The sequence below is a fragment of the Vitreimonas sp. genome (assembly GCF_036392335.1).
In the GTDB taxonomy this organism is placed as follows: domain Bacteria; phylum Pseudomonadota; class Alphaproteobacteria; order Caulobacterales; family Aquidulcibacteraceae; genus Vitreimonas.
Genome location: NZ_DASVYD010000030.1, coordinates 1 through 24,309, shown reverse-complemented (window position 1 = coordinate 24,309; position 24,309 = coordinate 1). Strand labels below are relative to the sequence as shown.

Below are 24,309 nucleotides of genomic sequence, written 5' to 3'. Positions count from 1 at the left end.
CTCGCGCGATAAGGGAGAGAAACATGCCCGAATTTCGCATGATCGACACAAACGGGATCAAGGTCCGCGCCGCGATCGAGGGCAGTGGCCCGCTCGTGGTGATGGTGCACGGCTTTCCGGAGAGCTGGTATTCGTGGCGCCATCAAATGAAGCCGATCGCCGACGCGGGCTTCACCGCTTGCGCCATCGATGTGCGCGGCTATGGCGGCTCGGATAAGCCGCAGGCGGTTGAAGCCTATGCGATGAAGGAAATGACGGCCGATGTGGCGGGCGTCATCGATGCGCTCTCGCCCGGCAAGCCTGCTGTGCTGATGGGCCACGATTGGGGTGCGCCGATCGTGTGGCACACAGCCGTGCTGCATCCGAGCAAAGTGCGCGCAGTGGCCGGCCTCTCGGTGCCGTATTTCGATCGCCCGCCGGCGCCGCTCAATCAGATTTTCAAGGCGATGTACACCGACCAGGGCAAGTTCTTCTACATGGCCTATTTCCAAAACGAGGGCGTGGCCGAAGCGGAGTTCGAAGCCGATGTGCGCGGTTCGCTGCGGCGGCTTTATTTTGCCTCTTCGGCCAATTCGGATGGGCGCTGGGGCAATCTGCACAAGCCGGCGGACGAGCAGATGCTGAAGGGCCTCGATGATCCAAAGCAATTTCCCGCTTGGCTGAGCGACGCCGACATCGATTATTTTGTCGGCGAGTTCGAGAAGTCCGGCTTCCGCGGGCCGATCAATCGCTATCGCAATTTTGAGCGCGATTGGGCGATGATGGGCGGCGTCGAGGATCGCCGCATCCACCAGCCGTCGCTGTTCGTCGCCGGCGCGCAGGACATGGTGCTCAAGATGTTCGGCGATGGCGATATCGCCGCCATGACCGACCGCATGAAGGAAATGATGCCCAAGCTGCAAGGCGTGCATCTGATCCAGAATTGCGGCCACTGGACCCAGCAGGAAACGCCTGCCGAAACCACGCGCATTCTGCTCGACTGGCTGAAGGCGCTTTAAGCATAGGCGCCTTCAATAGTGGATCTGCCTCATATCAATGGGTGATTGTGTTGCCCCAGCGAAAATGGGACCCACATAAGAGCCATATGCATTTCGAGGACCATAAAGATGGGCGCTACCCGTAACGACCTTCCCGACAACACCCGCAAGGCCATGATCGCACTCTTGAACGCGCGCTTGGCTGACGCGATTGATCTGCGGCTGTCGATCAAGCAGGCGCATTGGAACGTGAAGGGGCCGAACTTTATCGCACTGCACGAGCTGTTCGATCAAATCCAAGGCCGGGTGGATACGTTCGTCGATGACATCGCGGAACGCGCCGTGACGCTCGCGGGCGTCGCCGAGGGCACGGCGCAAGTCGCGGTGAAGAATTCCACACTTCAGCCGTACCCGGTGAGCCTCACCGACGAGAAGGAGCACCTGAAAGCGGTTGCCGATCGCATCGCCGCATTCGGCAAGAATGTCCGCGAAGCGATCGATGCGGCGGACGAGGCGGGCGACAAGGATACGGCCGATCTGTTCACGGGGGTGTCACGCCAGATGGACAAGGATTTGTGGTTCATCGAAGCGCATTTGTGAGTTTCGCTCCCTAGTCCTTCACATCGACTTCGGGCCGATCATCGCCCCGTGAGATTTCGTCGTGCCAGCGGCCGCGTTCGTCTTCCCAGGAAATGCCGACGGTTTGGCCCACGGTCATTTGCTCACGGGCGACACGTTTGGCGGCGTTGTACGCCGTGTCGTGATCCTTGAACGTCTCGGAGATCGTGTCGCCCAGCTTAAACGCCCAGCCGCCATCGTGTTGGATGATCTCATAAACGATCTTGGTCATGGGCCGCGCTCCTCGTGCTCATGACTAGATTTGTGATGATGTGCGCGAAAGCAAGCCTATTGTTGCTCGCGCCCGCGCGCCATGACGCCGATCCGCGCTTGTTCCACGGCGGCGGAGCTCACTTGGGCGTTGAGCGCGGTCGATGTCGTGGTCTCGTGCTTAAGGCCATCGCCGAAAGTCATCGCGAAGCCGTCGTCGATGAGGCGCTTATAGGCTTGCACTTTGTCGGCCGGCGCCGAGGCGATGTCTTCAGCGAGTTTGATCGCGGCGGGGAGCAAATCGTCGGGCGCGAACACGCGATTGACGAGGCCCCAGGCGTGCGCGGTTTGCGCATCGAGGAAATTTCCACTCAGCGACAATTCCTTGGCGCGATGAATGCCGATCAGGCGCGACAGCTTCTGCGACAAGCCCCAGCCCGGCATGATGCCGACGCGCGCGTGCGTGTCGGCGAAGCGGGCGTTGGTGGAAGCGTAGAGGATGTCGCAACCCAGCGCCAATTCGAAGCCGCCGGTGATGGCGACGCCATTGATCGCGCCGATAATCGGCTTGCGGCACACGCCCAACGCGCGCACGGGGTCGTTTTCGGTGCTGGTGGGATTGGCTGAATCCACGACGCTCGCGCCCGCGCCGAGTTCTTTGAGATCAAGCCCGGCCGTGAACGCCTTCTGGCCAGCGCCAGTGAACACGACGGCGCGCACGCTGTCGTCGGCGTCCAATTCGCGAAACACACGCGCGATTTCGCTGCGCATGGCTTGCGACAGCGCGTTCATCGCTTCCGGACGATTGAGCGTGACGATCGCGACCGCGCCGCGGCGTTCGACGAGCACGAGCATGTTCAGAACTCCGGCTGTTCGAGCTGCTTTTTCAGGTCTTTCTTGACGATCTTGCCGTTGGCGTTGCGGGGCAGGGTTTCGGGCCAGAAGATCACCTCGACCGGCACTTTGAAGGCGGCGAGCTTTTGCGCGACGTGGTGGCGGAGCTCGTCGCTGGTGGCCTTCATCTCGGGCTTCAAATGCACGACCGCGAGCGGTTCTTCGCCGAGCGTTTGGTGCGGCTTGCCAATGACGGCGGCGTCCATCACGGCGGGGTGGTCGTAGAGAGCGTTCTCGACTTCGACGCAATAGATGTTTTCGCCGCCGCGGATCAGCATGTCCTTGGCGCGGTCGACGATATAGACGAATCCTTCGTCGTCCATCTTGGCGAGGTCGCCGGTCTTGACCCAGCCGTCGACAAACGTCTCAGCCGTGGCTTTCTCGTTCTGCCAATAGCCGCGCACGACGATCGGACCCTTGTACCAAAGCTCGCCGACCTCGCCGCGCGGCAGCTCGGCGCCTTTGTCGTCCACGATCTTGGCTTCGCCAGACGGGGCGGGCACGCCGCAGCTTGCGGGCTTGCGTTCGTAATCCTCGCCGGCGTTGGAGATCGCGGTGGCCGAAGTTTCGGTCATGCCCCAGCCTTGGCCCGCGGTTGCGCTTGGGAAGCGCGCCTTGATGCGCTTGACCAATTCTGGCGCGGCCGGCGCGCCGCCATAGGACACGCCTTCGACTGACGACAGATCGTATTCATCGACCTTAGGATGTTCGAGCACTTGCCAGGCAATCGTCGGCACGCCGCCGAAATGGGTGATGCGCTCTCTTTCGATCAAAGGCAGCGCCTGGTCGGCGTCCCAGCGGCGTTGCATGACGAGCTTGTTGCCCGACATCAGCGCTGGAATCATGATCGCGAAGCAGCCGGTGGCGTGGAAGAACGGCACCGAGATCAGGAACGATTTTTGCGGCGCGGTTGGGTCCGGCTGCGGCGGCGCTTCGCCACGGCGCAGGAACGCGCGCGCTTGCGCGGCCGCGCCATTCAGCATGTTGGAGATGATGTTGCGGTGGGAAATCACCGCGCCTTTGGGATTGCCGGTGGTGCCGGACGTATAGAAGATCGTGACGTCATCATCGGCTTGCAGGGGCACGTCGGGCGGCGTGACTGGGCTGAGTGCGTTCCACTCGTTGGTGACGCCGATCACACTCTCGAGCAGCGCCACGCGCGGATCGGCGATCTCCTCGCGTGCGCGCCCAACGTAAATCTTGCGCAGTTCGGGGCAATTATCGATGTGTTCGCGCAGGCGTTCATAGCGCTCGGCGTCCACGATCGCGATCGAGGTGCCGGAATTCTTGAGTCCGTACTCGAGCTCGGGGCCAGTCCACCACGCGTTCAGCGGCGTGACGATGGCGCCGGCCAGCACGCCGCCCCAGAACACGACCGGCCATTCCGGCAAATTGCGCATGATGATGGCGACGCGGTCGCCTGGCTTCACGCCATCGGCGATCAGTTGATGCGCGAACTTGGCCGCGGCGTTGCGGACGCCGTTGACGCTGGCGCGCTCATTCTCGAACACGACGTGGTCGCGTGCGCCGAAGAGCGCTCCGGCGGCATAGATTTCGCGCAGCGTGGGCGGCGCATTCTTATAGAGTTTCATCCGCACGCCGCGGACTTCACCTTCCGTCACCTCGAACATTGTGCCGGGCTGCCCTAGGAGCGCGTGCGCCTGCGCGATGGACATGGCTGGAAAGGCCGGCTTCGCGGCGTCGGTCATCTCTTCCTCCCGCGCATGGCGGGCAAAGGCGCCGCCAGCGTCATTTTTGAGTTCTTCCTTTGAAAGCATGTTGCAGCGCCCACAGCAATCCCGAAGCGCGGACAGAACTTTGCCGAAATTTAATGGTGCTTGTGGGGTGCGCGCGCCTGGGGCAAGCATGACGCTACGCCCAGGCGGGATGGGAGACGCGCGAACATGGCCTTCGATTGGAAAGCGCTCGCGGAGCGTTTGGATCCGCGCAAACTCAATTGGTCGTGGGCAGCGCCCGCGCGCGACTGGGCGGTCACCAACCGCAACGTGATTTTGTCCACCTCGGTGGCGCTGCTTGTGGGCCTCTGGGGCGGGGCGGTGTTGGGCCGGGTTTCGACTGGCGCGCCCGCGTTTGAATTCGCGCAACTGGGCTCGATCGGCGCCGGCGGCAATGCCCGCGACGCCAATGCGCCGCGGGCTGGATTGCCGCAAGTCGAGGGCATGGCCTTCCTGCGTCTGCGCACGGAGATGAACGAAGCCGAGCCGCGCGCGTGCTTGGAATTCTCCCAACCGCTCGCGACCGATCCGTCGATCAATTATGCCGATTACATCGTGCTCGACCCGGCCATTCCGTTCCAAACGGACGTGTCGGGCAATCTCTTGTGCCTCGGCGGCTTGCCGTTTGAGCCGGAGCGCCAAGTCACAGTGCGCCAAGGTCTTCCGTCCGCCTCGAACGAGCGCACGGAATTCGACGAGACGTTCACGCTGACCTTCGGCGATCGCCCGGCTTATGTCGGCTTCGCCGGCAACGGCATGATCCTGCCGCGTTCGGAAGCCGATGGCATCGCGATCGAAACCGTCAATGTCTCGCGCATCGCGGTCGAAGTGCTGCGCGTGCCGGATCGCATCCTTTCGCAATATTCCGTGGAAAATAGCGGCCAAAACGAAGAGGGCGGCTGGGATTATTGGAGCTTCAACAATGCCGGCGAAAGCGTCGGCGTGCAGGTTTATGAAGGCGAGATCGACGTCGATACGGCGCGCCGCAATAGCCCGGTGACGACCGTATTCGCGCTGGGCGCGGCGGTGCGTGAATTGCGGCCAGGCGCTTATGTCGTGAAGGTGCGCGACGCGTCGCCGAGCGCGGGCCAGCGCGGCGATCGCGACAATGACTCCGTCGCCTCGTCCTATCGCTGGATACTCTACACCGACATGGCGCTGCAGAGCTTCTCGGGCGCGACCGGGCTCGATGTCGTGGTGCGCTCGCTGCGCACGGCGCGGCCAATGCAGAACGTTACGCTGACGCTGATCGCTGAGAACAACGAAGAGCTGGCGCGCACCCGCACAGATAACGACGGCCGCGTGCGCTTCGCTGATGCACTGGTGAACGGCGAAGGCCCGTCGCGTGCGCGCTACGTGATGGCGTACGGCGCTGAGGGCGATTTCGCCGCGCTTGATCTGCAACGCGCCGGCCTTGATCTCTCCGATCGCGGCGTGGACGGGCGTTACGCGCCGGGCGACGTCGATGCCTATCTTTACACAGAGCGCGGCATTTATCGCCCCGGCGAGCGCGTGCGCTTGATCGGCCTCATCCGCGACCAAGTCGGCCGCGCCATCGCCAATCGGCAATCGACGCTCGTCGTCTATCGCCCGAACGGCACCGAAGCGCGCCGTATCCGCATGACGGAAGCGGTGGATGCCGGCGCGATCGCCAAGAACATTCAGCTCGATCGCTCCTCGCCGCGCGGCGTGTGGCGCGCGGAATTGATCGTGGACGGGCAGGACGCGGTCGCAGGCTCCGTGAGCTGGTCGGTCGAAGATTTCGTGCCGGAACGTCTGCGCGTGCGCATTGAGGCGAGCGAAGCTGTGCTGCGCGCGGGCCAATCGCGTCCGATCAATGTGCAGGCCGATTTCCTCTATGGCGCGCCGGGCTCTGGCTTGGCCGTCGAGGGCGAAGGCCGGCTGATGGTCGATCCGAATCCGTTCCCGGACTTTGCCGAATACACGTTCGGCCGCGCCGACGAGAGCTTCGACGAGCGCTTCTTCCAATTGCCCTCGACCGTCACCGACGGTTCGGGCGCGGCGCAATTGTCGCTGCAATTGCAGGAAGAGCCGGAAACGACACTGCCGCTGCGCGCCCGCATGATTGCAAGCGTCGCCGATCCGGGCGGGCGTCTCGTGCGCGAGAGCTTCACCGTGCCGGTGCGGCTCAACAGCATCTATCTCGGCGTGCGTCCGCAATTCGAAAACCGACGCGCGGGCGCGGGTGAGCGCGTGGCGTTCGACGTGATCGGGCTCAACGCGGACGGCCGCCGCGCGGCGGTGCGTGGCGTGCAATGGCAGATCGTGCGCGAGGACTGGAATTACGATTGGTATCTCGACAACGGCAATTGGCGTTGGCGTCGTACCGGCCGCGACATTCCGGTCGATGGGGCGACGGTCGATGTCGCCGCCAACCAACCGCTGCGCATCGCGCGCGATGGCCTGCGCAATGGCTCGTATCGTCTGATCGTCCGCGCGGCTGGTGCAGAAACCTCGCAACGATTTGGCGTGGGCTGGGGTGGTCCGGCCGACGATGACGCGACGCCGGATATGGTGAGCGTGGTCGCGCCGGAAAATCCGGTGCGGCCGGGCGCGCGTGCGCGCGTGCAAATTCGCCCGCCTTATGCGGGTGAAGCGCAAATCGTGGTGGCGACGGATCGTGTGCTGGAAACACGCACGGTGCGCGTCAGCCCCGAAGGCACGACCATCGATCTGCCTGTGAACGCCGAATGGGGTTCGGGCGCCTACGTGCTCGTGACCGTGATGACGCCGCGCGATCCGGTGAATTTGCCGGTGCCGCGCCGCGCTATTGGCGTGGCGTACGTGCCTGTGGACATGGGCAATCGCACGCTTGAGGTGATCGCTGGCGACGGCTTGCAGAATGTGCGTCCGCGCACGCGCATCGAAGTGCCGGTGCAGATCCGCAATGCGGCGGCTGGCGAACGCGTGCGTGTGGCGATCGCGATGGTGGACGAGGGCATTCTCAACATCACCAAGTATGAGAGCCCGAACCCGGTCGAGCATTTCTTCGGCCGCCGTGCGCTGGGCGTGACCATCCGCGACGATTACGGCCGCTTGCTCAATCCGAACCTCGGTGCGCCGGCGAATGCGCGCCAAGGCGGCGACTCGCTCGGCGGCGAAGGGCTGACCGTGGTGCCGACGCGCACCGTGGCGCTCTTCTCCGACATCGTTGAGGTGCGCGGCGGGCGGGCGATGATCCCGCTCGATATCCCGGACTTCAACGGCACGCTGCGTCTGATGGCGGTGGCATGGAGCGAGAACGCGCTTGGCCAGGATGCGGAGCAGATCATTGTCCGCGATCCGGTCGTCGCTGAACTCATCTTGCCGCGTTTCCTGGCTCCAGGTGACGAAGCGCAAGGCACGCTCAACATCGACAACGTCGAAGGCCCGAACGGCGCTTACACGGTGACGGTGAGCGGCACGGATACGGCGCGCATCGCGTCGCAACCGCGTCGTTTCACGCTGAACCGTGGCCAGCGCCAAACCGCGCTCATTTCGATGACGGGCGGGCCGCTCGGCGTTGGCCGAATCTCGCTGCGACTGGAAGGACCGTCCGGCTTTGCGGCGGTGGAGCGCACGTACGATATCCAATCGCGCGCGCCGTATCTGCCGATCACGATCACGACGACCGAGCCGCAAGCTGCGGGCGCGTCGTGGCGTGCGCCGGCGAATGCGTTGGCGGGCTTCCAGGCCAGCGCGCAGGCGTTGATCTCGTACAGCAATCTCGCGGGCATTGATCCCGCGCCGTTGTTGGATGAGCTTTATCGTTATCCGTACGGTTGCTCGGAGCAGCTCACGTCCATCGCCATGCCGCTGCTCTATTACAATGTGCTGGCGGCGGAGGCGGGGCGTGACGTCGATCCGCGTATTCGCCGTCGTGTGCAGGACGCGGCGACGCAATTGCTCGATCGCCAAGCGCCGGATGGTTCGTTCGGGCTGTGGAGCTCGGGCGACGGCTACGCCAATCCCTGGATCGGCGTGTACGTCACCGACTTCCTGGCGCGCGCGCAACGCGCCGGCTACGCGATCCCGCGTCAGCCGATGCAGCAAGCTTACGGCGCGCTGCGTCGCATCGCGCGGCTGAATGATTTCGGCTCGGTGAATTACCAATTCGAAGTCTATCGCTGGCCGGGCTCCAACGACACGACCGAGCTATTGCGTTCGCGTGCGGCGGCGTACGCGCTCTATGTGCTGGCGAAAGCGGGCGAGGCCGACATAGGCCAGCTTCGCTATTTCCACGACAACCGTCTGCGCAATGAGCCTTCGCCTTTGGCGCGGGCGCATATCGCGGCGGCCTTGGCGCACATGGGCGATCGCGCACGTTCGCGCAATGCGTTCCGTATGGCCGAGCAGGCGTTGGGCTATCGCAATGTCGGCGATTGGTATCAGACGCCGTTGCGCGATCTCGCGGGCGTGTTGGCGCTGGCGGCGGAGGCAGGCGAGACCGAAATGGTCAATCGCTTGCGCCAACGCCTCGAACGCGACGCGCCGGAAGCGGGCCGCTTGATGACGCAAGAGCAAGTGCAATTGCTGCTGGCGGTGAATGCGCTGCAGGAGCGCGCAGGTCCGGTGAACGTCACGCTCAATGGCCAGGCGCTGGCGGAGCGTCGTGTCATGGCGGATGCGCGGCGCTTGGCGACGGGTCTCGTGTTCGCGAATGCGGCGCGTGGGCCGGTGTGGCGTACGTTATCGCTGACGGGGGTGCCGCTTGAGGCGCCGCCGGCGATGCAGGCGGGCTACACGCTGGATAAGCGCGTGTTCAATCTGGACGGCACGATCGCCAACCTCGACACGATCCGCCAAGGCGATCGCGTCGTCGTGGTGATCAGCGGCCAGCCGGAAGGCGCGCGCAATTACCCGACCGTGCTGGTCGATCTTCTCCCTGCGGGCCTTGAGATCGAAACCGTGCTCAATCCGTCGGATGGTCTGGGCGCCACGAACTATGATGGTTCGCGCCGCACCGGGCCGTTCTCGTGGATCGGCGAGATCACCTACACGCAGGTCTCGGAAGCGCGGGATGATCGCTACGTGGCGTCGGCGAATTTGCGCGAGCAATTCCGCTACGCCTACATCGCGCGCGCTGTGTCGCCGGGCCGTTACACGCTGCCGGCGGCGCAAGTCGAAGACATGTATCGCCCAGGCGTGATGGCGCGCACGAGCACCAGCACGATCCGCATCGCGCCGCGAGGCGGCTGATGAACTCGCCCTCCGACCTTGGGAGGGCGAGGGTGCGTCGCGGCCCCCGCACGCCGCCGCCGCTCACACAGAGCGGCAAGCGGTGGGCGGGCGTGCTGTTGGCGTGCATGGTCACGCTGTTCGCGCTCGACCAGATCTTTCCGCCGCCGCTCGAACGCGTGCGTGACGTGTCGCCGGTTGTGCTGGATCACAATGGCGAATGGCTGATGGCGTTCACGACGCGCCAGGGCACGTGGCGGCTGGAAGCGCGGCTTGATGAGATCGATCCGGAATTTCAGCGCCGCCTGATCGCGATCGAAGACGAGCGCTTCTGGTTTCACCCCGGCTTCGATCCGATCGCGCTGACGCGCGCCAGCGTCTCCTACGTGCGCGCCGGCCGCGTGACGCAAGGCGGCTCGACCATCACCATGCAGCTTGCGCGTCTGCTGGAGCCGCGTCCGCGCACGATCCCGTCGAAACTGATCGAGATCATCCGCGCGATGCAGATCGAGCGGCGCTTGTCGAAGCGCGAAATTCTCGCCGCGTATCTGACCATGGCGCCCTATGGCGGCAATCTCGAAGGCGTACGCGCGGCGAGCCGGGCGTATTTCCAGCGCGATCCGCAATGGCTCGACGATGCGGAGATGGCGCTGCTGGTCGCGCTGCCGCAGGCGCCGGAAGCGCGGCGGCCCGATCGCCACCCTGTCGCGGCGCGCGCGGCGCGGGACCGTGTGCTCGGCATGTTCGTCAGCATTGGTGCCATCAATGAACGCCGCGCGCAGGAAGGCCGCGAAACCGCGATCCCGCCACGCGCGCCGTTCCCGTATTCCGCGCCGCATGCGGCGGAGGCGTTGGTGGCGGCCAATCGCGGCGAGGGCTTGATCCGTTCGTCGCTGAACGCGACTTTGCAACGTGATCTGGAATCACTCGCGCGGCGGCGCGTGGTCGGCTTGGAGCGCGATACACAGATCGCGATGTTGGCGGTGGAGCTGGATAGCCGCGCGGTGCGCGCGCGCATTGGCGGCGCGGGGCGCGAGCGCGCGGGCGGTTATATCGATATGACGCGCGCGATCCGTTCGCCCGGTTCGGCGCTGAAGCCGTTTCTCTATGCGATCGCCTTCGATGAAGGCATCGCCGCGCCCGAGACTTTGGTGCGCGACGCGCCGCGACGGTTTGGCGGCTATCTACCGGAGAATTTCGACCGGCGCTTCCACGGCGACGTTTCGCTCGAAGACGCGCTGCGCCATTCGCTGAACCTGCCAGCGGTGGCGACGTTGGAGCGGATCGGCGCGGGGCGCTTCCATGCATCACTCACACGCGCGGGCGCGCATGTGCGTTTGCCACGCCGTGCTGTCTCTGAACCAGGCTTAGCGCTCGCGCTGGGTGGCGTCGGCATGACGCTGGAAGATTTGGTGCAGCTCTATGCGGCGCTCGGCGATGAGGGCCGTGCGCGGCCGCTGGTGACGGATGAGGTCGGCGAATTCGCCTTCACGCGCCGCTTCGTGCGGCCGGAGACGGCCGAGCGCGTGTTGGATATTTTGGCGACATCGCCGCATCCGGCCGGACGTATTCCAGCGCAAGTGGCGCAAGGCGCGCCGCAAGTCGCGTTCAAGACGGGTACGTCTTACGGCTTCCGCGATGCGTGGGCGCTGGGTGTGTCCAATGGCTACGCGATCGGCGTGTGGGTGGGCCGGCCTGACGGCGCGCCGCGACCAGGCGCGACGGGTCGTTCGGAAGCGTTGCCGATTTTGTTCGAGGCGTTCGATCTGCTGGGCGTGCCAGCGGAGCCCGCGCCGCGTCAGCGCGAGCATGAGAACGTGGCGCCGGCTTTGACGCGGTTTGAGAATGGCGAGCGTGAGGCGCTGTCGATCCTGTTTCCGCCGGCGAACGCCGAAGTGTTGGTGCTGGATTACGGCGCCGATGCGCGCGGGCTTTCACTCTCGGCACGCGGCGGGCGCGGGCCGCTGACCTGGTACGCCGAAGGCGCGCGCGTGGAGAGCGAACCGACAAGCGGCCGCGCGATCTGGCGCCCCGCAGCACCCGGCTTCTACGATGTGACTGTCGTCGATGCGGATGGCGAGCGCGCGCAGGTGCGCGTGCGGATTAGGGATCGCGGCTAAAACAATAGGCGCGGACCCCCTGGTGGGAAGTCCGCGCCTTGTTTCGATCATCGCTGGTTTGGGGCAGGGCGGGCGTTACGCGACGATCAAAGCTGCTTGGTTCAGAGTGGCGAGGGCGGCCGGCGCGAACAGCGCGAGAGCGGCGGCGATGCTGAAAAACTTGATCATTGGTCGGCTCCCTTTTCACGTTCGCGGCGGCGTCGCCGTGTTTCGATGTGATGAAGGTAGTAGGCCGATGGGCTGGGCGATGTGACGGCGGTCACGGGGGCGTATAGAGCGCAGGTCTTCAGACCCGCGTTTGCTTTTGCGCCGTGCAACGCGGGTCTGAAGACCTGCGCTCCGAAAAAAGCAAAGGCGCGGACTCTGGGGAGTCCGCGCCTTCTTGATCTTCGCATAGCGGGTTGGGCAGGTGGGGGTTATGCGAGGATCTGAGCGGCTTGCGCGAGGGCGGCGATCGCGAGCGGGGCGAAGAGCGCGAACGCGGCGGTGAGGCTGTAAAGTTTCGTCATTGTCGTGTCTTTCTGAATTCGGTTTTGAACTTCTGATCTTGAGATGCCGCGGCGATCACTTTTGGATGCGGGCGCTCTCAAAATCTTCAGGCGAACATTTGCGCGGCTTGCATCAGGGCGGCGGCGGCGGCCAGTGCGCAGATGGTGAAGGCGGCGGCGAAGCTGATCATCTTGGTCATCTCGGTCTCTCCGTAAGGCGTTTCGTTCTGTTTGATTAAGAGATGCCGCCGACACGTTTTTCGGATGCGGTTGCGCGAGAAAATTTCAAACTAAATGCGGACGAAAATCCGCGCCAATAAAGCAAAAACGCGGACCTTTGCGGGTCCGCGTCTTCGCGTGCTCTTCATGTGCGGGAGGAGATCACATCACGATTTGCGCCGCTTGCATCAGGACCGCAGCAGCGATCGGTGCAAACAAAACAAAGGCGGCGGCGAAGCTGGCGATCTTGGTCATTTGGGTTTCTCTCAAAGTGTTTTGTTGTTCGATGATGAAGAGATGCCGCTGCTGGTTTGGTTGGATGCGTGGTGAACGAAAAATCTGCGCGCAGGACTCGTATGCGGATTTGAGGGGGCGGTGAGTCGCGTCGCCCTTCGACGGGCTCAGGGTGACGCGATTTCAAGCGCCGCCGTTAGGAGGCGTCAGCCTGAGCTTGTCGAAAGCGGGGATTGGAAACAAAAACGCCGGCTGGAAGCCGGCGGTCCGAAGGGGGCAAAAGTTAAGGCGCGGACCTTGGGGGTCCGCGCCTTCCGTATGACCGTCGCAGGCGGGTTTGGGGGATCAGGCGACGATCAAAGCAGCTTGGGCAGCCGTGGCGAACGCGACCGGGGCGAAGAGGGCGGCGGCGGCGACGAGGCTGAAAAACTTGGTCATGTGAAACTCCCGAAACTGGTTTGGCGCGTGTGCGCCGGTGTCTGATCTCTTGATGCAGCCAACCTAGGCTTTGGATGCACCGGCTGCTGTGACCTTGGTCACGTCCGATAAAGAAGGCGGCCGGGGCGCTTGCTGAGGGCGCCCCGGCCAGCCGGCCCTAGCGCCGGGGTGCGGCGGGCGGGGCCGGGGGCTCAGGGGCTTCTGGAGCTTCGGGCGGCGTCGGCAGCTGGAACCGGACGCGGCCGTCTCCATTGGCGTCGCTGGCGTCGAAGAAGCGCAGCTGCTGGGCGCGGAATTCCTCGCGGCTGAGGGCGCCGTCGCCATTGGTGTCGGCTTCGCTGTCGTTCAGCGCCAGCATCATGAAGACGGGCGGGTGCGGCGGCAGCGGCGCGATCGCGGGCATGGGCGGCATCGGCGGGATCGGGACCATGAAATCGCCGTCGATCACATCACCCGTGTCGCCATCGCCATTGATGATGATGACGTGGCGCTGGTGGTCGCCGTTGCGCTCGATATGGCGCTCGATGATGCGGGCGTGGCGCTCGGCGTCGCGGGCGGCGCGCTCAGCATGGCGTTCGGCCTGTTCGGCTGCTCGTTCGGCGTATTCCTCGGCGCGCTCGGCCATTTCCTCGGCGCGTTCGCGGGCGGCTTCGGCGTGCTCCATCGCGCGTTCGATACGTTGGCGCTCCTCGTCGGTGAGCGGGCGCGTGGTGCGGACGCCGTTTTCGTAAACTTCCACTTCACCATCACGGCCGCCATCGAGGCGCATCTCAATGCGGCGCTCGATCCGGTCTTGGTCGGCGTCGGTCAGGCGGCCGTCATTGTTGGAATCGAGGCGGGCGAAGGCGGCGTCCGCGGCGGCGGCGGCTTCGTCGCGCGTGAGCCAGCCATCGTTATTGGCGTCATAATTGATCATGGCCGCGCCGCCGTGGCGGACGAAGATGCGGGTGCGATCCGGATTGGCGGCGTACGCGGCGACCGTGAGGGACGCGACGGCCACGCCCAGGGCCAGAGCTAATTTCATGGTGAATTCCCCTCTCATGCCCAGACGGGCGATTTCGATGGGGCGGACCATGGCGCTGCAGCGTTTCCTGCGTACGTCAGCGCTGAAACATTGGCGAAACATGGGGGAGGTACCTCCCTGACATGCGTCGTCGCTGGGGCGGCGCCTGTTTTAAGGGTTTTGGCGCTATTACAATGCTCGCCATGAACGACGCCGCCCAAGCGCCTTGTGTGTTGATCGTCGACGACGACCCGGAAATCCGCGCCGGGCTCGTCGAGGTGTTTCAGCGCGCCGGCTTTGCCGCGCACTCCGCCGGCGACGTGCCATCGATGGAAAAGGCGCTGGCGGCCAAGGGCGCCGATCTAATCGTGCTCGACCTGATGATGCCGGGCGAGGACGGACTTTCGGCCTGCAAGCGGCTCTCGGGCAAGGGCGGGCCGCCGATCATCATGCTCTCGGCGCTGGGCGATGATGCCGACCGTATCGTCGGCCTTGAGATTGGCGCCGACGATTATTTGCCCAAGCCGTGCAATCCGCGTGAGCTGGTTGCGCGCGCGCGTGCGGTGCTGCGGCGCGGCCGCGATACGGATCGTGCGAGCGCGGATGCGGTGCGCTTCGCGGGCTTTCGCATGGATATCGCGCGGCGTGAGCTGATCGATCCCGATGATGTTGTGATCCCCCTATCGGCTGGTGAGTTTCGTTTGCTGCGCGCGTTCGTGGAACGACCGCAGCGCGTGCTCTCGCGTGAGCAATTGTTGGATTTCGCGTTCGACAATGACGGCGACGTGTTCGATCGCGCTGTCGATGTGCAAGTGAGCCGCTTGCGTCGCAAATTGGAGCGGCCCGGCGCGCCAGAGATTATCCGCACCGTACGCGGCGAGGGCTATCTTTTCGCCGTGAAGCCGAGCGCCTGATGCGCGACGTGCGCGGCCTTCCGATCGCGGCGTATCTTGGCGCGCTGGTGGCGTTGGCGTTGACGGCCGCCTTCGTGGCGACGTTGGCGATCGTCATCTTCCTGCCGCCGCGCCCGCCGGACGTGATGCGCGCCGACAAGATCACCGATCATTTCGAAGCGGGCTACGATTACATGCTGGCCGCCGGCCGGCCCATGAACGAGGACGGCGTCACCTGGGTGGTGCGCGACGAGCCCCCACGCGAGACGAGTTCCGTGCACGTTCGTCCGACCACGGCGGAGCTGGCGATGGCGCTGGAACTGCGGCCGGATCAAGTGCGGCTCTATGCGCAGCACATCGAGCGCAGCGAGACCTTCGTGTTTCGGGTCGCCAACATGGATGAGCTGACGCGCGAGGCCGAGCGCGCGGCGGCGGACGCTGAACGCATTCGCATCGAAATGGAGAATGCGGACTTCACGCACGAGCATGAAGCCAAGGCGGCGGCAGAGCGGGCCGAGGCGGCGCAAGAGGAAGCTGAATATCGGGCCGAGGCGATCCAGCGCGCGATCGAGCGCGCGCAAGACGCGGCCGAGCGCGCCGAGGAGGCGCGCGCGCGGGCGGCGGAGCGGATCGCGGAGCAGCGCGCGCTGGCTGCCGAACGCATGGCCGAGCGGCGCCAAGAAGCGATTGAGCGACACGCGGCGGAAGTGGAGCGCTACGCGGAGGAAGCCGTGCGTCGCGCCCAACGCGGCGAACACGTCACGCATATCGAAATTCCCGAGCCGCCGGATGTGTTGGTTGAAGCGCCCGCGCCGGATGTGATGATTGCGGTCGCGCCCGAGGCGCCTGCCGCACCGGTCGCACCCGCCCCGCCGTCGGCGCGATCGCGTAGCGCGACCGCGCCAACGCCGGTGGCGCCGCCCGCGCCGCCGACGCCGATCTTCGCGCCGGCGCCCGATGGCGTGGTGTTGCTTTCGGGCTTCCAGGTTGGCGCGCAGCTGCCGGATGGGCGGTGGCTGGTCATGACCCAGGGCCGCAATTGGGCCGAGATCGGCTGGATCGCGCGCGCCGCTGGCGTGATCGGCGGCACGCTTTTGGTGCTCACTCTGCTGGCGGCGCTGTTCGCGCGGCGATTGACGCGGCCGATCCGCAATTTCTCGAACGCGGTGCAAGCCGTGGGCGTCGATCCGCAAAGCGAGCCGGTGAAGGAAGAAGGCCCGCAAGAGCTGCGCGGCGCGGCGCGGGCGGTGAACACGATGCAGGCGCGTCTGCGTGCGTTGATCGCCGATCGCACCAAGACGCTGGCCGCCGTGGCGCATGACATGCGCACGCCTTTGATGCGGCTGCGCCTGGCGGCGGAGAACGCCCCGGTCGAGCAGCGCGAGCGCATGGCCAAGGAGATTGGCGAAGTTGAAGCCTTGGTGGCGAGCTTCATCGCGTTCGCGCGCGACGATCCGGCGGAAGAGGCGCGGGTGCGGCTTGATCTCTCGTCGCTGCTGGAGAGCATCGCTAATGATCAATGCGAGGCCGGTCGCGACGTGACGTTCTCGGGCGAAGATCGTTTGATCATCACCGGCCAATCGCTCGGGCTGAAGCGGCTGTTCGGCAATCTGGTCGAGAACGCGCTGAAATACGGCGAACGGGCGCGGATAACGCTGTCGCGTGACGACGCGCATGTGCTTGTTGACGTTGCGGACGATGGTCCGGGCATACCGCCGGAGAAGCGTGAAAGCGTGTTCGAGCCGTTCGTGCGCCTGAACGAAGAGGGCACGCGCGGCGCGGGGCTTGGCTTGGCGGCGGCGCAATCGATCGCGCGCGCGCATGGCGGCGAGATTGTCATCCTTGACGCAGAGAGAGGCGCGCTGTTGCGCGTGACGCTGCCGCTTTGAAGGCTTAGGCTCTCCTCAAAACGAGGGAGGCCGCCATGATGCGTTCGCCGATTTGCGATATGCTTGGCATTGAATTTCCGCTGCTCGCGTTCTCGCACTGCCGTGACGTGGTCGCGGCTGTTTCGCGCGCGGGCGGCATGGGCGTGTTCGGCGCGGCCGGAGCGTCGCCGCAGCACCTGCGCGAGGAATTGGATTGGATCGACGCCCATTGCGGCGGCAAGCCGTATGGCGTCGATCTCATTGTGCCGAACGAGTTTGAGGGCAAAGGCCAGAAGTTCGACGTCGAGCAGATCGTCGCCGCCGTGCCGAAGACGCACACGGATTTCGCCGCCAGCGTGTTGCGCAAGCATGGCGTCGAGGCCGGCGATCTTGAGGAAGCCCGGCGGGGCGCTACGGGCTTTGCCAAGAATCTCCGTGAGGACGGCGCATCGACGAGCCTCGATGTCGCGTTCGAATATCCGATCAAGCTGATCGCCAATGCGCTTGGCGTGCCGCCGAAAGCGATGCTGGAAAAAGGCAAGCAGCACGGCGTCGCGGTGGCGGCCCTGGTCGGCGCCAAGGAGCACGCGATCGCGCAGGTGCAGGCGGGCGTGGATATTCTTGTTGTCGCCGGCGGCGAAGCGGGCGGGCATTGCGGCGATGTGTCGACGATGGTGCTGGTGCCTGAGGTCGCGGACGCGGTGGCGAAGATTGGCGCGACGACGCCGATCCTGGCGGCGGGCGGGATCGTGACGGGCGCGCAGATGGCGGCGGCGATGTGCATGGGCGCGGCTGGCGCGTGGTGCGGCTCGGTGTGGCTGACGACGACGGAGGCCGAGACCAATCCGGTGGTGAAAGAGAAAATGATCGCGGCGTCCTCGCGCGACACGATCCGCTCGCGGTCGCGCACCGGCAAACCGTCGCGACAATTGCGTTCGCCGTGGACGGATGCATGGGAAGCAGAGGGCGCGCCGAAGCCGCTGCCGATGCCGTTGCAGACTTTGGTGTCGGAGCCGGCGCTGCGGCTGGTGGACAAGCTTTCACAAGGCAATCACGAGGGCGCAAAGCAATTGGCGACCTATTGGGTCGGCCAAGGCGTTGGCCTCATGAATGAGACGATGAGCTCGGGCGCGGTGGTGCAGAAATTCAAGGAGGATTTTCTGGCCGCGTACGAGCGGCTGGGGGGCTTCCTTGAGTGAGGGACGCACCGCGTAAGAGTGTCAGGTCGGCGGTGTGATATATTGCATGAGTTGAATACGGCGCTGAATGTCGACCAAGCGTTCGGAATCGAGGATGCCCATCTGCGCGACAATCGTATTGAGTTCGCCTTCGATGGCGATGTAGCCGCGCCCAGAGGCCATCAGTGCGGCGGCGTCGTCGAAAAGACCAGCGATACGCAATTCGCGATCATAGGATCCCTCAAAGCTCTGAACGGCAATGCGCGCGCGCCGAATGAAATCGCCTTGCTCCGGCGGCGCCCCCGCGCCGAATGACGTCAGTGTCTGGGTGACCGAAGCGCGCCCGGCTTGAACGTGCAGACGCATGGCGTCGGCGGACGCCCGCACGAGCGGTGCGCGCGGGCCGGTGGCGTCGTCGCCGAGATAGGCTGAGCGACGCGCCTGCAACATGGTGATCAGGCCGTCGTAGGAGCTTGCAAAGGCACGCAACAAGTGGCGTTGCGGCCCTTCCCCGACGGCTTCGGCCTGGATCGCATTGATGTTCCGAAATTGGGTTTGGATAATCAGCTGTGCGTCGATGGAGCTGATCGATGCAAGCTGAAGCGCATTGGGGTCATTGCGCTCGATCGCGATGATGCTGGTGGTGTACTCGACCAAAAAGGCTTCGATGCTGCCGAAGACTTCGTAGATCGCGCGCTCCTGCGTTCGATATAGTCCGGACAATTCGCCGGCTTCGGGCGGTGGACCAAGTTGCTCGGCCTGCCGGCGCGCGGACTGGACGGCGGCGAGCGTTGAGCTTGCCCATGTGCGCGCGAGCGAGACCCAGGCTGTGCGTTGGCCGACGCTGCTTTCGTCAAAGGGCGGCGGCATTTGCTGAAAGGGCGCCAGCGCCCCCTGCAGGATATTCTGGTGGGCGCCAGCCCAACGCATCATGGCTTCATATTGCTGCGGCGCCGGCTCTTGCGCGCGCGCGAGCGGCGCCGAGATCAAGAGCATCGCCAAGGTAGCGAGCGCCGCGCGGATGATATTCATGCCATCTCTCCCCGTACGCTGCTTATCCCGCGCGTCGCGCAAGCGCAAACTGGCCGAACCGCGGCGCTTGTCCGATCGGCAGTTGCCGGCTGGAAGCCGGCGGTCCGATGGGGCATCGTTCGCGTCATGAAAAATGTTGTGCGCGTTGTGCTTGGGCTTTTGGCGGTGGCGACTTTGGCGCTGGGGGCGCTGGCGTTTGCTGTCGTGTTGGGGACGGGCGGCGGTTTGGGCGCCGCGGCGCATGAAGCGTTTGAGACTGTGCCAGAAGCCGTAATGCAAATGCTGGGCTTTGATGGCTCGCCGCTCTGGGTCGACATTGGGTATTGGGCGGCGCTGATTGGCGGGTTGGTTTTTGCTTTTCGGCGGCGGTGAGCGCTACACGCGCTGCTACGATCCTATCCTAGCGAGTAAAGCCATCACAAAGAACGCGGCAAGCACGAAGCCCATCAGGCCCATGAAAGGTGATTGGGATGCCACGCGCAGATGCAGAACGCGGATGAGCGCCTCGTTCTTCGCGAGAATCGCATAGCCAATGACAACGTACAGAATTGCGGCTGCGATGAGTGCGAGGTTTGTGATCATGCAGGAGGGCTCAATCTACTCGCTCCCGCGAAACCTTCCGTCGCCTTCTTCGGTCACCAGCACCACGCCAGGATTTTCCGGCGCGATGTCTTCGAAGAGGCCGATGTCGAGGTCTTGTTGTGGCTCGGGGCCGCGCATGGGGGCGGCGACGCGTTCGGCGAGTTCGATGCGTTCGATGGGCGCGAGCGGGGCGGCGACGCCCGGCGCGTGCATCGGGCGCCAGAAGCTGATGCTGACCGCGAACTTGCCCTCGCGCTCGACGATCTCGGCGAGGCCGTTGCGGACGAGATCGCCCCAGCGTTTCATCAGCTGCTTGTGGTCGACATAAAGGTTTGGGAGCACTTCGCTGACGAGCTCGGCGGGCGCCTCGAGCAGCGCGCGGGCTTGTTCGGGTGTGCGGGCGTGGCCGAGCGGCTTTTTCACGGCGGCTTCGCCGGAACGGGCGACGGGGGCGGGCGGTGCTGGGCGCCAATAGCGCATGGTCACGCGCCAGCCGTCGCGCCAGACCAGCTCATAGAGGCCTGAGCCGTAAAGCTCCGGCACGGCGGCTTCGGCGTCGGCGGGATTCTCGTAGAGGTCCGGCAATTCCTCGACGGCGAGGAACACGGGGCCGCCGGCGAGCGTGGTCGCCTCGTCCTCAGTGCGGGCGCGCGGCGCATCGGGTTGCCGCGCCGCCGCCAAATTCGCCGCTAAGGGGAAAATGCTCACGGAACCTTTGTCCACGGGGCCGCTCCGACATCGCCTTGTCATCGGAGGGGGCCAGTTTAGAAGGTCTCATTACCGGCAAAACGCGTGGGGAGCCAAGCATGTCGCATCGTCGCTGGAGTTTGGCCGCGTTGGTCCTGGCGCCTGTGTTGGCGCTGGGCGCATGCGACCAGATCGGCCAGGTGATCGAAGACATGCGTGGCGGGACCGAGCAGGCCGAAGGGCCGGGGCCTGCGCCGTTGGATGATGTGCCGTTGGAGGCGCGCGCGCTGGCGGGCTCGGTGCAGCCGCAAGATCAGATCGCGGCGATGCTGGCGCCGGAGCCAGTGCTGATCGCGCCGGGTGAGATTTTGGTCGGCGCGCAAGTCGAGCAGGAATTGTCGGAGACGGCGCGCGAGATGGGGCTCGCCAGCAATTTCGTGCGCTCGCTGCGGGCGGGCGGCACGGAAGCGCTGGAGCAATTGCCGGAAGATCTGATCGCGCAAGTGCGGACGCGGGCGGAGGCGGAGGCGTCCGAGGCGGCGCGCACGGCCGCACGCGACGTGCTGGGACGCTTGGGCATTCAAGGCCAGATCAATGTGCGGCCGGGCGGCGTGGTGACGGTGAGCCTGGCCGGCGCCGGGGCGAGCCCAACTTCGCTACGTTACGCCCAGCAGGGCGGCGACGCTTCTGTCGCCGAGCCTGCGCCGGCGGCGGTGGAGTGGAACGACGCCGACCGTTGTCCGCGCATCGTCACCCAGGCCCAATTGGAGAGTGATTTGGCGCTGGCGACACGGTGCGCGATCCAACGCCTCGTCGCGTCGCGTCAGTTTGAATATGTGGAGCCGAACTACATCGCCTCGTCGGGCTTCACGCTGCCGCCGCGCCGCGATCAAACCCCGCCGCCGAGCACGACCAATCCTGCGCCGCAGCAGCCGGGCCAGCCTTCGACGCAGCCGGCGAACCCGGCGCCGACGCCGCCAACGCCGGCTGTGGTCGGCGGCGTGCCGAACGATCCGCTCTATGCGCTACAATGGCATTATCGCACGCCAGGCGTGGGCGCTGGGCAATCGGCAGGCGGCGCGGGCTTCATCGATTTTTGGGAAGCGGCGCAGATCGGCTCGCGCACCGTGCGCGTCGCTGTCCTGGATACTGGTCTCGATATGTCGCATCCTGACATTCAGGGTTCGCCGAACATCGCGGCGGGCGTTGATCTCATCAACAATCCAGAACGCGGTGGTGATGCCGATGGCGTCGACGCCGACGCGAACGATGCGGGCGATCGCTGCGGGACGGCGGCGGAAAATTCTTATCACGGCACGCACGTCGCCGGTACGATCGGTGCGGCGGTCACGAACGATCGGCGCGGCGTTGCGGGCGGCGCTTGGGATGTGACGGTGATCCCGGTGCGGGTGCTGGGCCGCTGCGGCGGCGAACTGGCCGACATCGTCTCCGGCATTCGCTGGGCTGCGGGCATCGCGCCGGCTGTGAACGCGGCGGGCCAGCAGATCGTCAATCGCAATCCCGCCGACATCATCAACATGAGCCTGTCGATCCAGGCGCCGTGCCCGGCTTCGATGCAGGCGGCGATCGACGCGGCGGTGGCGCGCAATGTCGTTGTCGTGGTCGCGGCCGGCAACAAGGCCAATCAAGCGCGACTCTATGCGCCGGCGAACTGCAACAATGTCGTCGTGGTCGGCGCCAATGACGCGCGTGGCGGCTTGTCGCTATATTCGAACTTCGGGCCGGAGATTGATTTGTTGGCCCCGGGCGGCGACATGTTCGCCGATAGCGACGGCGATGGCCGTCCCGACGGCGTGCTCTCGACGCGTGCGACGACGGCGGGCTGCTACGATCCGTTGAACTCGAACTCGACCGAGCGCTGCTATTATTCCTTCTTGCAGGGCACGTCGATGGCGTCGCCGCACGTATCGGCTGCGCTGGCGCTGCTTGCGGCGCAAACAGGTCTGCGCGGCAGGCAGCTGGAGGACGCGCTGTTTACGCGGGCGGTCGCGCCGCACGGCGCCAATTACGGCGAAATCGAATGTGCGCGTTCCCGCAACGCTACGCCGATCGCCACCGGTTCGCCGACGTGCGCGCGGCCGAGCGGGCGCGGGAGACTTGATCTGGCGCGTGCGGTGCGGACGCCTGCGGGCGCGGGTGCGGGAGCATCGCCGCCATGAGCGTCGCGGCGCTACGCATCTGGGGCATGGCCGTCACAGGCGCGCTGATGGCTGCGCTGATCGTGGTGGCGCTGCAGCCGGAACGCGGCGCGCGGGCCGAACAGCAAGCGGTGTTCGAGAGCGCGCAGGCCACGACGCAGGCAGCGCCGGTGGCGTTCATCGTCAAGTTTCGGGGTTCAGGGCCGATTGCGCGCGCGCAAGCGCAAGCGGCGCGCGGGCAGATGCAGGCGGCGCAGCGGCAAGTGGAGATTCAACTCCAGCGCCAGAGTGCGTTCACCGGCCTGTGCTTCGATCGCTTTACCGTCGGCGGGGCCGAGATCGTTTTGGTGACGTGCCAAGCCATTGTGGCGAGCGAACGCGCGCGTGTGCAGCAGCAATGGCTTGCGCGCTTGCAGGCGATGCGCGCGGTTGACTATGTCGATGCGAACGCCACGGCGACGCAAGGCCGCGCCGGTTAGGAGATGATCATGGATTTCGGCGCGCCGGTCGCCATTGGCGGCTTCGAGGAACGTGTCATCGCGACGGTAGATGGCTTGGCGCTCTATGCGCGCGATTACCCGCCGCTCCTGCCCGAGACGGGCCTGCCGGTGATTTGCCTGCATGGGCTCACGCGCAATTCACGCGACTTTGAAGTGATCGCGCCGCGCATTGCGGCGCTGGGCCGTCGCGTGATCGCGGCGGACATGCGCGGGCGCGGCAAGAGCGCGAATGATCCTGATCCGGCGCATTATGTGCCGGCTGTGTATGCGCAGGACGTGCTTAAGTTGATGGACGAGCTTTCGATCCCGAAAGCGGTGTTCATCGGCACGTCGATGGGCGGGCTGATCACGATGGTGCTGGCGACGGTCGCGCCGGACCGGATTGCGGCGTCGGTGCTGAATGATGTCGGGCCGAAGTTGAACGCCGCTGGCCTGGCGCGGATCGCGGGCTATGTCGGCCATGTCGTGCCGGTTGCGGATTGGAATGCGGCGGCGGAAGCCGTGCGCGCGATCAATGGCTCGGCCTATCCCGAGCGCGCCGATGATGAAGCATTCTGGCTCGCGTTCGCGCGTCGCACGCATCGCGCGCTCGATGATGGGCGCGTTGAACTCGATTACGATCCGCACATTGCGTTGGCGTTTGTCGATTTCGACGAAGATGCGCCGCCGCCGGATTTATCGCCCCTGTTCCAAGCTTTGGCGGCCAAGCCCGTGCTTTCCGTGCGCGGCGCGATCTCGGATTTGTTTGGCGAAGACGTGGTCGCGCACATGCGCGAATTGAAGCCGGACTTGGATACGGTCACGGTGGAAGGCGTCGGCCATGCGCCGATGCTGGACGAACCGGAAGCCTGGGACGCGGTGTTGGATTTTCTGGCGAAGGTGGAGTGAAGGCCTAAGCGCGCGCGCCGCCGCTGGCGTCGATGATATAGCGTGCGGTGGCGGCAAGGCTGGCGACGAAGGCCCCGATGAGGGTCAACGCGACCAGCGCGCACCAAATCACGAAAAAGCCGAAGCCGGCCTCGTTGGAAGGCGAGGCCAATTGCCAGATCGCTCCCGCAGCGGCGGCGACACCCGCGACGCTGGCGGCGCTGCGCCAGTACGTTCCGCGTGGTCGCGTGAACGCCTGGCGCGCTACTGCCATGAGCGTGGCGACATAGCCGAGAAGGAGCACAAGCTCGAGCATCGGAGCAGTGTGCGCACGTTACGGTAAAAAGTTCGCCCTCGGGCCTTGGTAAAGATTTAGGCGGCGCCGTCGCGCACCAAATCCCGATACGCGCGCCAGCTGGCGAGGCCGA

Annotated in this window: 19 protein-coding genes; 11 read left to right on the top strand and 8 right to left on the bottom strand. The window is 65.3% G+C overall.

Going from position 1 to position 24,309, the window contains the following annotated elements:
* The first annotated feature begins 23 nt into the window (after nt 1-23).
* On the top strand, nt 24-998 hold the full coding sequence (locus VF769_RS07070; RefSeq protein ID WP_331007682.1) for an alpha/beta hydrolase: 975 nt from the start codon (nt 24-26) through the stop codon (nt 996-998).
* Between the two features lie 108 nt (nt 999-1,106).
* Nucleotides 1,107-1,577 carry a DNA starvation/stationary phase protection protein Dps gene (dps, locus tag VF769_RS07065; protein ID WP_331007681.1) on the top strand — a complete coding sequence of 157 codons (471 nt, stop codon included), beginning with the start codon at nt 1,107-1,109 and terminating at the stop codon, nt 1,575-1,577.
* 10 nt (nt 1,578-1,587) lie between these two features.
* On the opposite strand, the gene VF769_RS07060 is transcribed toward dps, so the two are convergent.
* The 3 genes from VF769_RS07060 to VF769_RS07050 are packed head-to-tail and all read right to left on the bottom strand — an operon-like array spanning nt 1,588 to nt 4,408.
* The gene (locus tag VF769_RS07060; RefSeq protein WP_331007680.1) at nt 1,588-1,827 is read right to left on the bottom strand and encodes a DUF2188 domain-containing protein; all 240 of its coding nucleotides are present in this window, start codon (nt 1,825-1,827) and stop codon (nt 1,588-1,590) included.
* A 56-nt stretch (nt 1,828-1,883) separates the two neighbouring features.
* The gene (locus VF769_RS07055) at nt 1,884-2,660 is read right to left on the bottom strand and encodes an enoyl-CoA hydratase (RefSeq protein WP_331007679.1); all 777 of its coding nucleotides are present in this window, start codon (nt 2,658-2,660) and stop codon (nt 1,884-1,886) included.
* Between the two features lie 2 nt (nt 2,661-2,662).
* On the bottom strand, nt 2,663-4,408 hold the full coding sequence (locus VF769_RS07050) for a class I adenylate-forming enzyme family protein (protein ID WP_349258112.1): 1,746 nt from the start codon (nt 4,406-4,408) through the stop codon (nt 2,663-2,665).
* A gap of 195 nt (nt 4,409-4,603) precedes the next feature.
* Here VF769_RS07050 and VF769_RS07045 point away from each other — a divergent pair, with 195 nt between their 5' ends.
* A complete protein-coding gene (locus tag VF769_RS07045) occupies nt 4,604-9,634 on the top strand; it encodes an alpha-2-macroglobulin (RefSeq protein ID WP_331007677.1) in 5,031 nt (1,676 codons plus the stop codon).
* Nucleotides 9,635-9,666: 32 nt separating this feature from the next.
* The gene (pbpC, locus tag VF769_RS07040; RefSeq protein WP_331007676.1) at nt 9,667-11,733 is read left to right on the top strand and encodes a penicillin-binding protein 1C; all 2,067 of its coding nucleotides are present in this window, start codon (nt 9,667-9,669) and stop codon (nt 11,731-11,733) included.
* Between the two features lie 1,536 nt (nt 11,734-13,269).
* On the opposite strand, the gene VF769_RS07035 is transcribed toward pbpC, so the two are convergent.
* Nucleotides 13,270-14,136: a hypothetical protein gene (locus tag VF769_RS07035; RefSeq protein ID WP_331007675.1), complete on the bottom strand. Its 867-nt coding sequence runs from the start codon at nt 14,134-14,136 to the stop codon at nt 13,270-13,272.
* Between the two features lie 173 nt (nt 14,137-14,309).
* Here VF769_RS07035 and VF769_RS07030 point away from each other — a divergent pair, with 173 nt between their 5' ends.
* The 3 genes from VF769_RS07030 to VF769_RS07020 are packed head-to-tail and all read left to right on the top strand — an operon-like array spanning nt 14,310 to nt 18,075.
* On the top strand, nt 14,310-15,029 hold the full coding sequence (locus tag VF769_RS07030) for a response regulator (protein WP_331007674.1): 720 nt from the start codon (nt 14,310-14,312) through the stop codon (nt 15,027-15,029).
* Entirely contained in the window at nt 15,029-16,897 is a 1,869-nt protein-coding gene (locus VF769_RS07025) for an ATP-binding protein (protein WP_331007673.1), read from the top strand. The genes VF769_RS07030 and VF769_RS07025 overlap by 1 nt, the downstream gene beginning before the upstream one ends.
* A gap of 38 nt (nt 16,898-16,935) precedes the next feature.
* A complete protein-coding gene (locus VF769_RS07020; protein ID WP_349258111.1) occupies nt 16,936-18,075 on the top strand; it encodes a nitronate monooxygenase in 1,140 nt (379 codons plus the stop codon).
* Between the two features lie 21 nt (nt 18,076-18,096).
* Here the strand turns inward: VF769_RS07020 and VF769_RS07015 are convergent, their stop codons facing one another.
* Nucleotides 18,097-19,086 (bottom strand): hypothetical protein, encoded by a 990-nt coding sequence (locus VF769_RS07015; protein ID WP_331007671.1) that lies wholly within the window; start codon nt 19,084-19,086, stop codon nt 18,097-18,099.
* A gap of 126 nt (nt 19,087-19,212) precedes the next feature.
* Between VF769_RS07015 and VF769_RS07010 the strand changes: the two genes are divergently transcribed.
* The gene (locus VF769_RS07010; RefSeq protein WP_331007670.1) at nt 19,213-19,458 is read left to right on the top strand and encodes a hypothetical protein; all 246 of its coding nucleotides are present in this window, start codon (nt 19,213-19,215) and stop codon (nt 19,456-19,458) included.
* 15 nt (nt 19,459-19,473) lie between these two features.
* Here VF769_RS07010 and VF769_RS07005 read toward each other — a convergent pair whose 3' ends face one another.
* Together VF769_RS07005 and VF769_RS07000 are read right to left on the bottom strand one after the other, a co-directional pair.
* A complete protein-coding gene (locus tag VF769_RS07005; protein ID WP_331007669.1) occupies nt 19,474-19,668 on the bottom strand; it encodes a hypothetical protein in 195 nt (64 codons plus the stop codon).
* Nucleotides 19,669-19,683: 15 nt separating this feature from the next.
* On the bottom strand, nt 19,684-20,391 hold the full coding sequence (locus tag VF769_RS07000; RefSeq protein ID WP_331007668.1) for a hypothetical protein: 708 nt from the start codon (nt 20,389-20,391) through the stop codon (nt 19,684-19,686).
* A gap of 83 nt (nt 20,392-20,474) precedes the next feature.
* Here VF769_RS07000 and VF769_RS06995 point away from each other — a divergent pair, with 83 nt between their 5' ends.
* From VF769_RS06995 to VF769_RS06985, 3 genes are read left to right on the top strand one after another with little or no spacing between them, the layout of a single operon-like run.
* Nucleotides 20,475-22,535, top strand: coding sequence for a S8 family serine peptidase (locus VF769_RS06995; protein WP_331007667.1), 2,061 nt, complete (start codon nt 20,475-20,477; stop codon nt 22,533-22,535).
* Nucleotides 22,532-22,993, top strand: coding sequence for a hypothetical protein (locus VF769_RS06990; RefSeq protein WP_331007666.1), 462 nt, complete (start codon nt 22,532-22,534; stop codon nt 22,991-22,993). The genes VF769_RS06995 and VF769_RS06990 overlap by 4 nt, the downstream gene beginning before the upstream one ends.
* Nucleotides 22,994-23,002: 9 nt before the next feature.
* Nucleotides 23,003-23,902: an alpha/beta hydrolase gene (locus tag VF769_RS06985; protein WP_331007665.1), complete on the top strand. Its 900-nt coding sequence runs from the start codon at nt 23,003-23,005 to the stop codon at nt 23,900-23,902.
* Nucleotides 23,903-23,906: 4 nt separating this feature from the next.
* Here VF769_RS06985 and VF769_RS06980 read toward each other — a convergent pair whose 3' ends face one another.
* Nucleotides 23,907-24,197, bottom strand: coding sequence for a hypothetical protein (locus VF769_RS06980; protein ID WP_331007664.1), 291 nt, complete (start codon nt 24,195-24,197; stop codon nt 23,907-23,909).
* Nucleotides 24,198-24,309 lie beyond the last annotated feature (112 nt).

Coding starts and splice junctions, on each gene's coding strand:
- VF769_RS06995 (WP_331007667.1), top strand. CDS start 20,475: ATGTCGCATCGTCGCTGGAGTTTGGCCGCGTTGGTCCTGGCGCCTGTG.
- dps (WP_331007681.1), top strand. CDS start 1,107: ATGGGCGCTACCCGTAACGACCTTCCCGACAACACCCGCAAGGCCATG.
- VF769_RS07045 (WP_331007677.1), top strand. CDS start 4,604: ATGGCCTTCGATTGGAAAGCGCTCGCGGAGCGTTTGGATCCGCGCAAA.
- VF769_RS07035 (WP_331007675.1), bottom strand. CDS start 14,136: ATGAAATTAGCTCTGGCCCTGGGCGTGGCCGTCGCGTCCCTCACGGTC.
- VF769_RS07030 (WP_331007674.1), top strand. CDS start 14,310: ATGCTCGCCATGAACGACGCCGCCCAAGCGCCTTGTGTGTTGATCGTC.
- VF769_RS06980 (WP_331007664.1), bottom strand. CDS start 24,197: ATGCTCGAGCTTGTGCTCCTTCTCGGCTATGTCGCCACGCTCATGGCA.
- VF769_RS07050 (WP_349258112.1), bottom strand. CDS start 4,408: ATGACCGACGCCGCGAAGCCGGCCTTTCCAGCCATGTCCATCGCGCAG.
- VF769_RS07025 (WP_331007673.1), top strand. CDS start 15,029: ATGCGCGACGTGCGCGGCCTTCCGATCGCGGCGTATCTTGGCGCGCTG.
- VF769_RS07015 (WP_331007671.1), bottom strand. CDS start 19,086: ATGAATATCATCCGCGCGGCGCTCGCTACCTTGGCGATGCTCTTGATC.
- VF769_RS07055 (WP_331007679.1), bottom strand. CDS start 2,660: ATGCTCGTGCTCGTCGAACGCCGCGGCGCGGTCGCGATCGTCACGCTC.
- VF769_RS07010 (WP_331007670.1), top strand. CDS start 19,213: ATGAAAAATGTTGTGCGCGTTGTGCTTGGGCTTTTGGCGGTGGCGACT.
- VF769_RS06990 (WP_331007666.1), top strand. CDS start 22,532: ATGAGCGTCGCGGCGCTACGCATCTGGGGCATGGCCGTCACAGGCGCG.
- VF769_RS07060 (WP_331007680.1), bottom strand. CDS start 1,827: ATGACCAAGATCGTTTATGAGATCATCCAACACGATGGCGGCTGGGCG.
- VF769_RS07005 (WP_331007669.1), bottom strand. CDS start 19,668: ATGATCACAAACCTCGCACTCATCGCAGCCGCAATTCTGTACGTTGTC.
- VF769_RS06985 (WP_331007665.1), top strand. CDS start 23,003: ATGGATTTCGGCGCGCCGGTCGCCATTGGCGGCTTCGAGGAACGTGTC.
- VF769_RS07020 (WP_349258111.1), top strand. CDS start 16,936: ATGCGTTCGCCGATTTGCGATATGCTTGGCATTGAATTTCCGCTGCTC.
- VF769_RS07070 (WP_331007682.1), top strand. CDS start 24: ATGCCCGAATTTCGCATGATCGACACAAACGGGATCAAGGTCCGCGCC.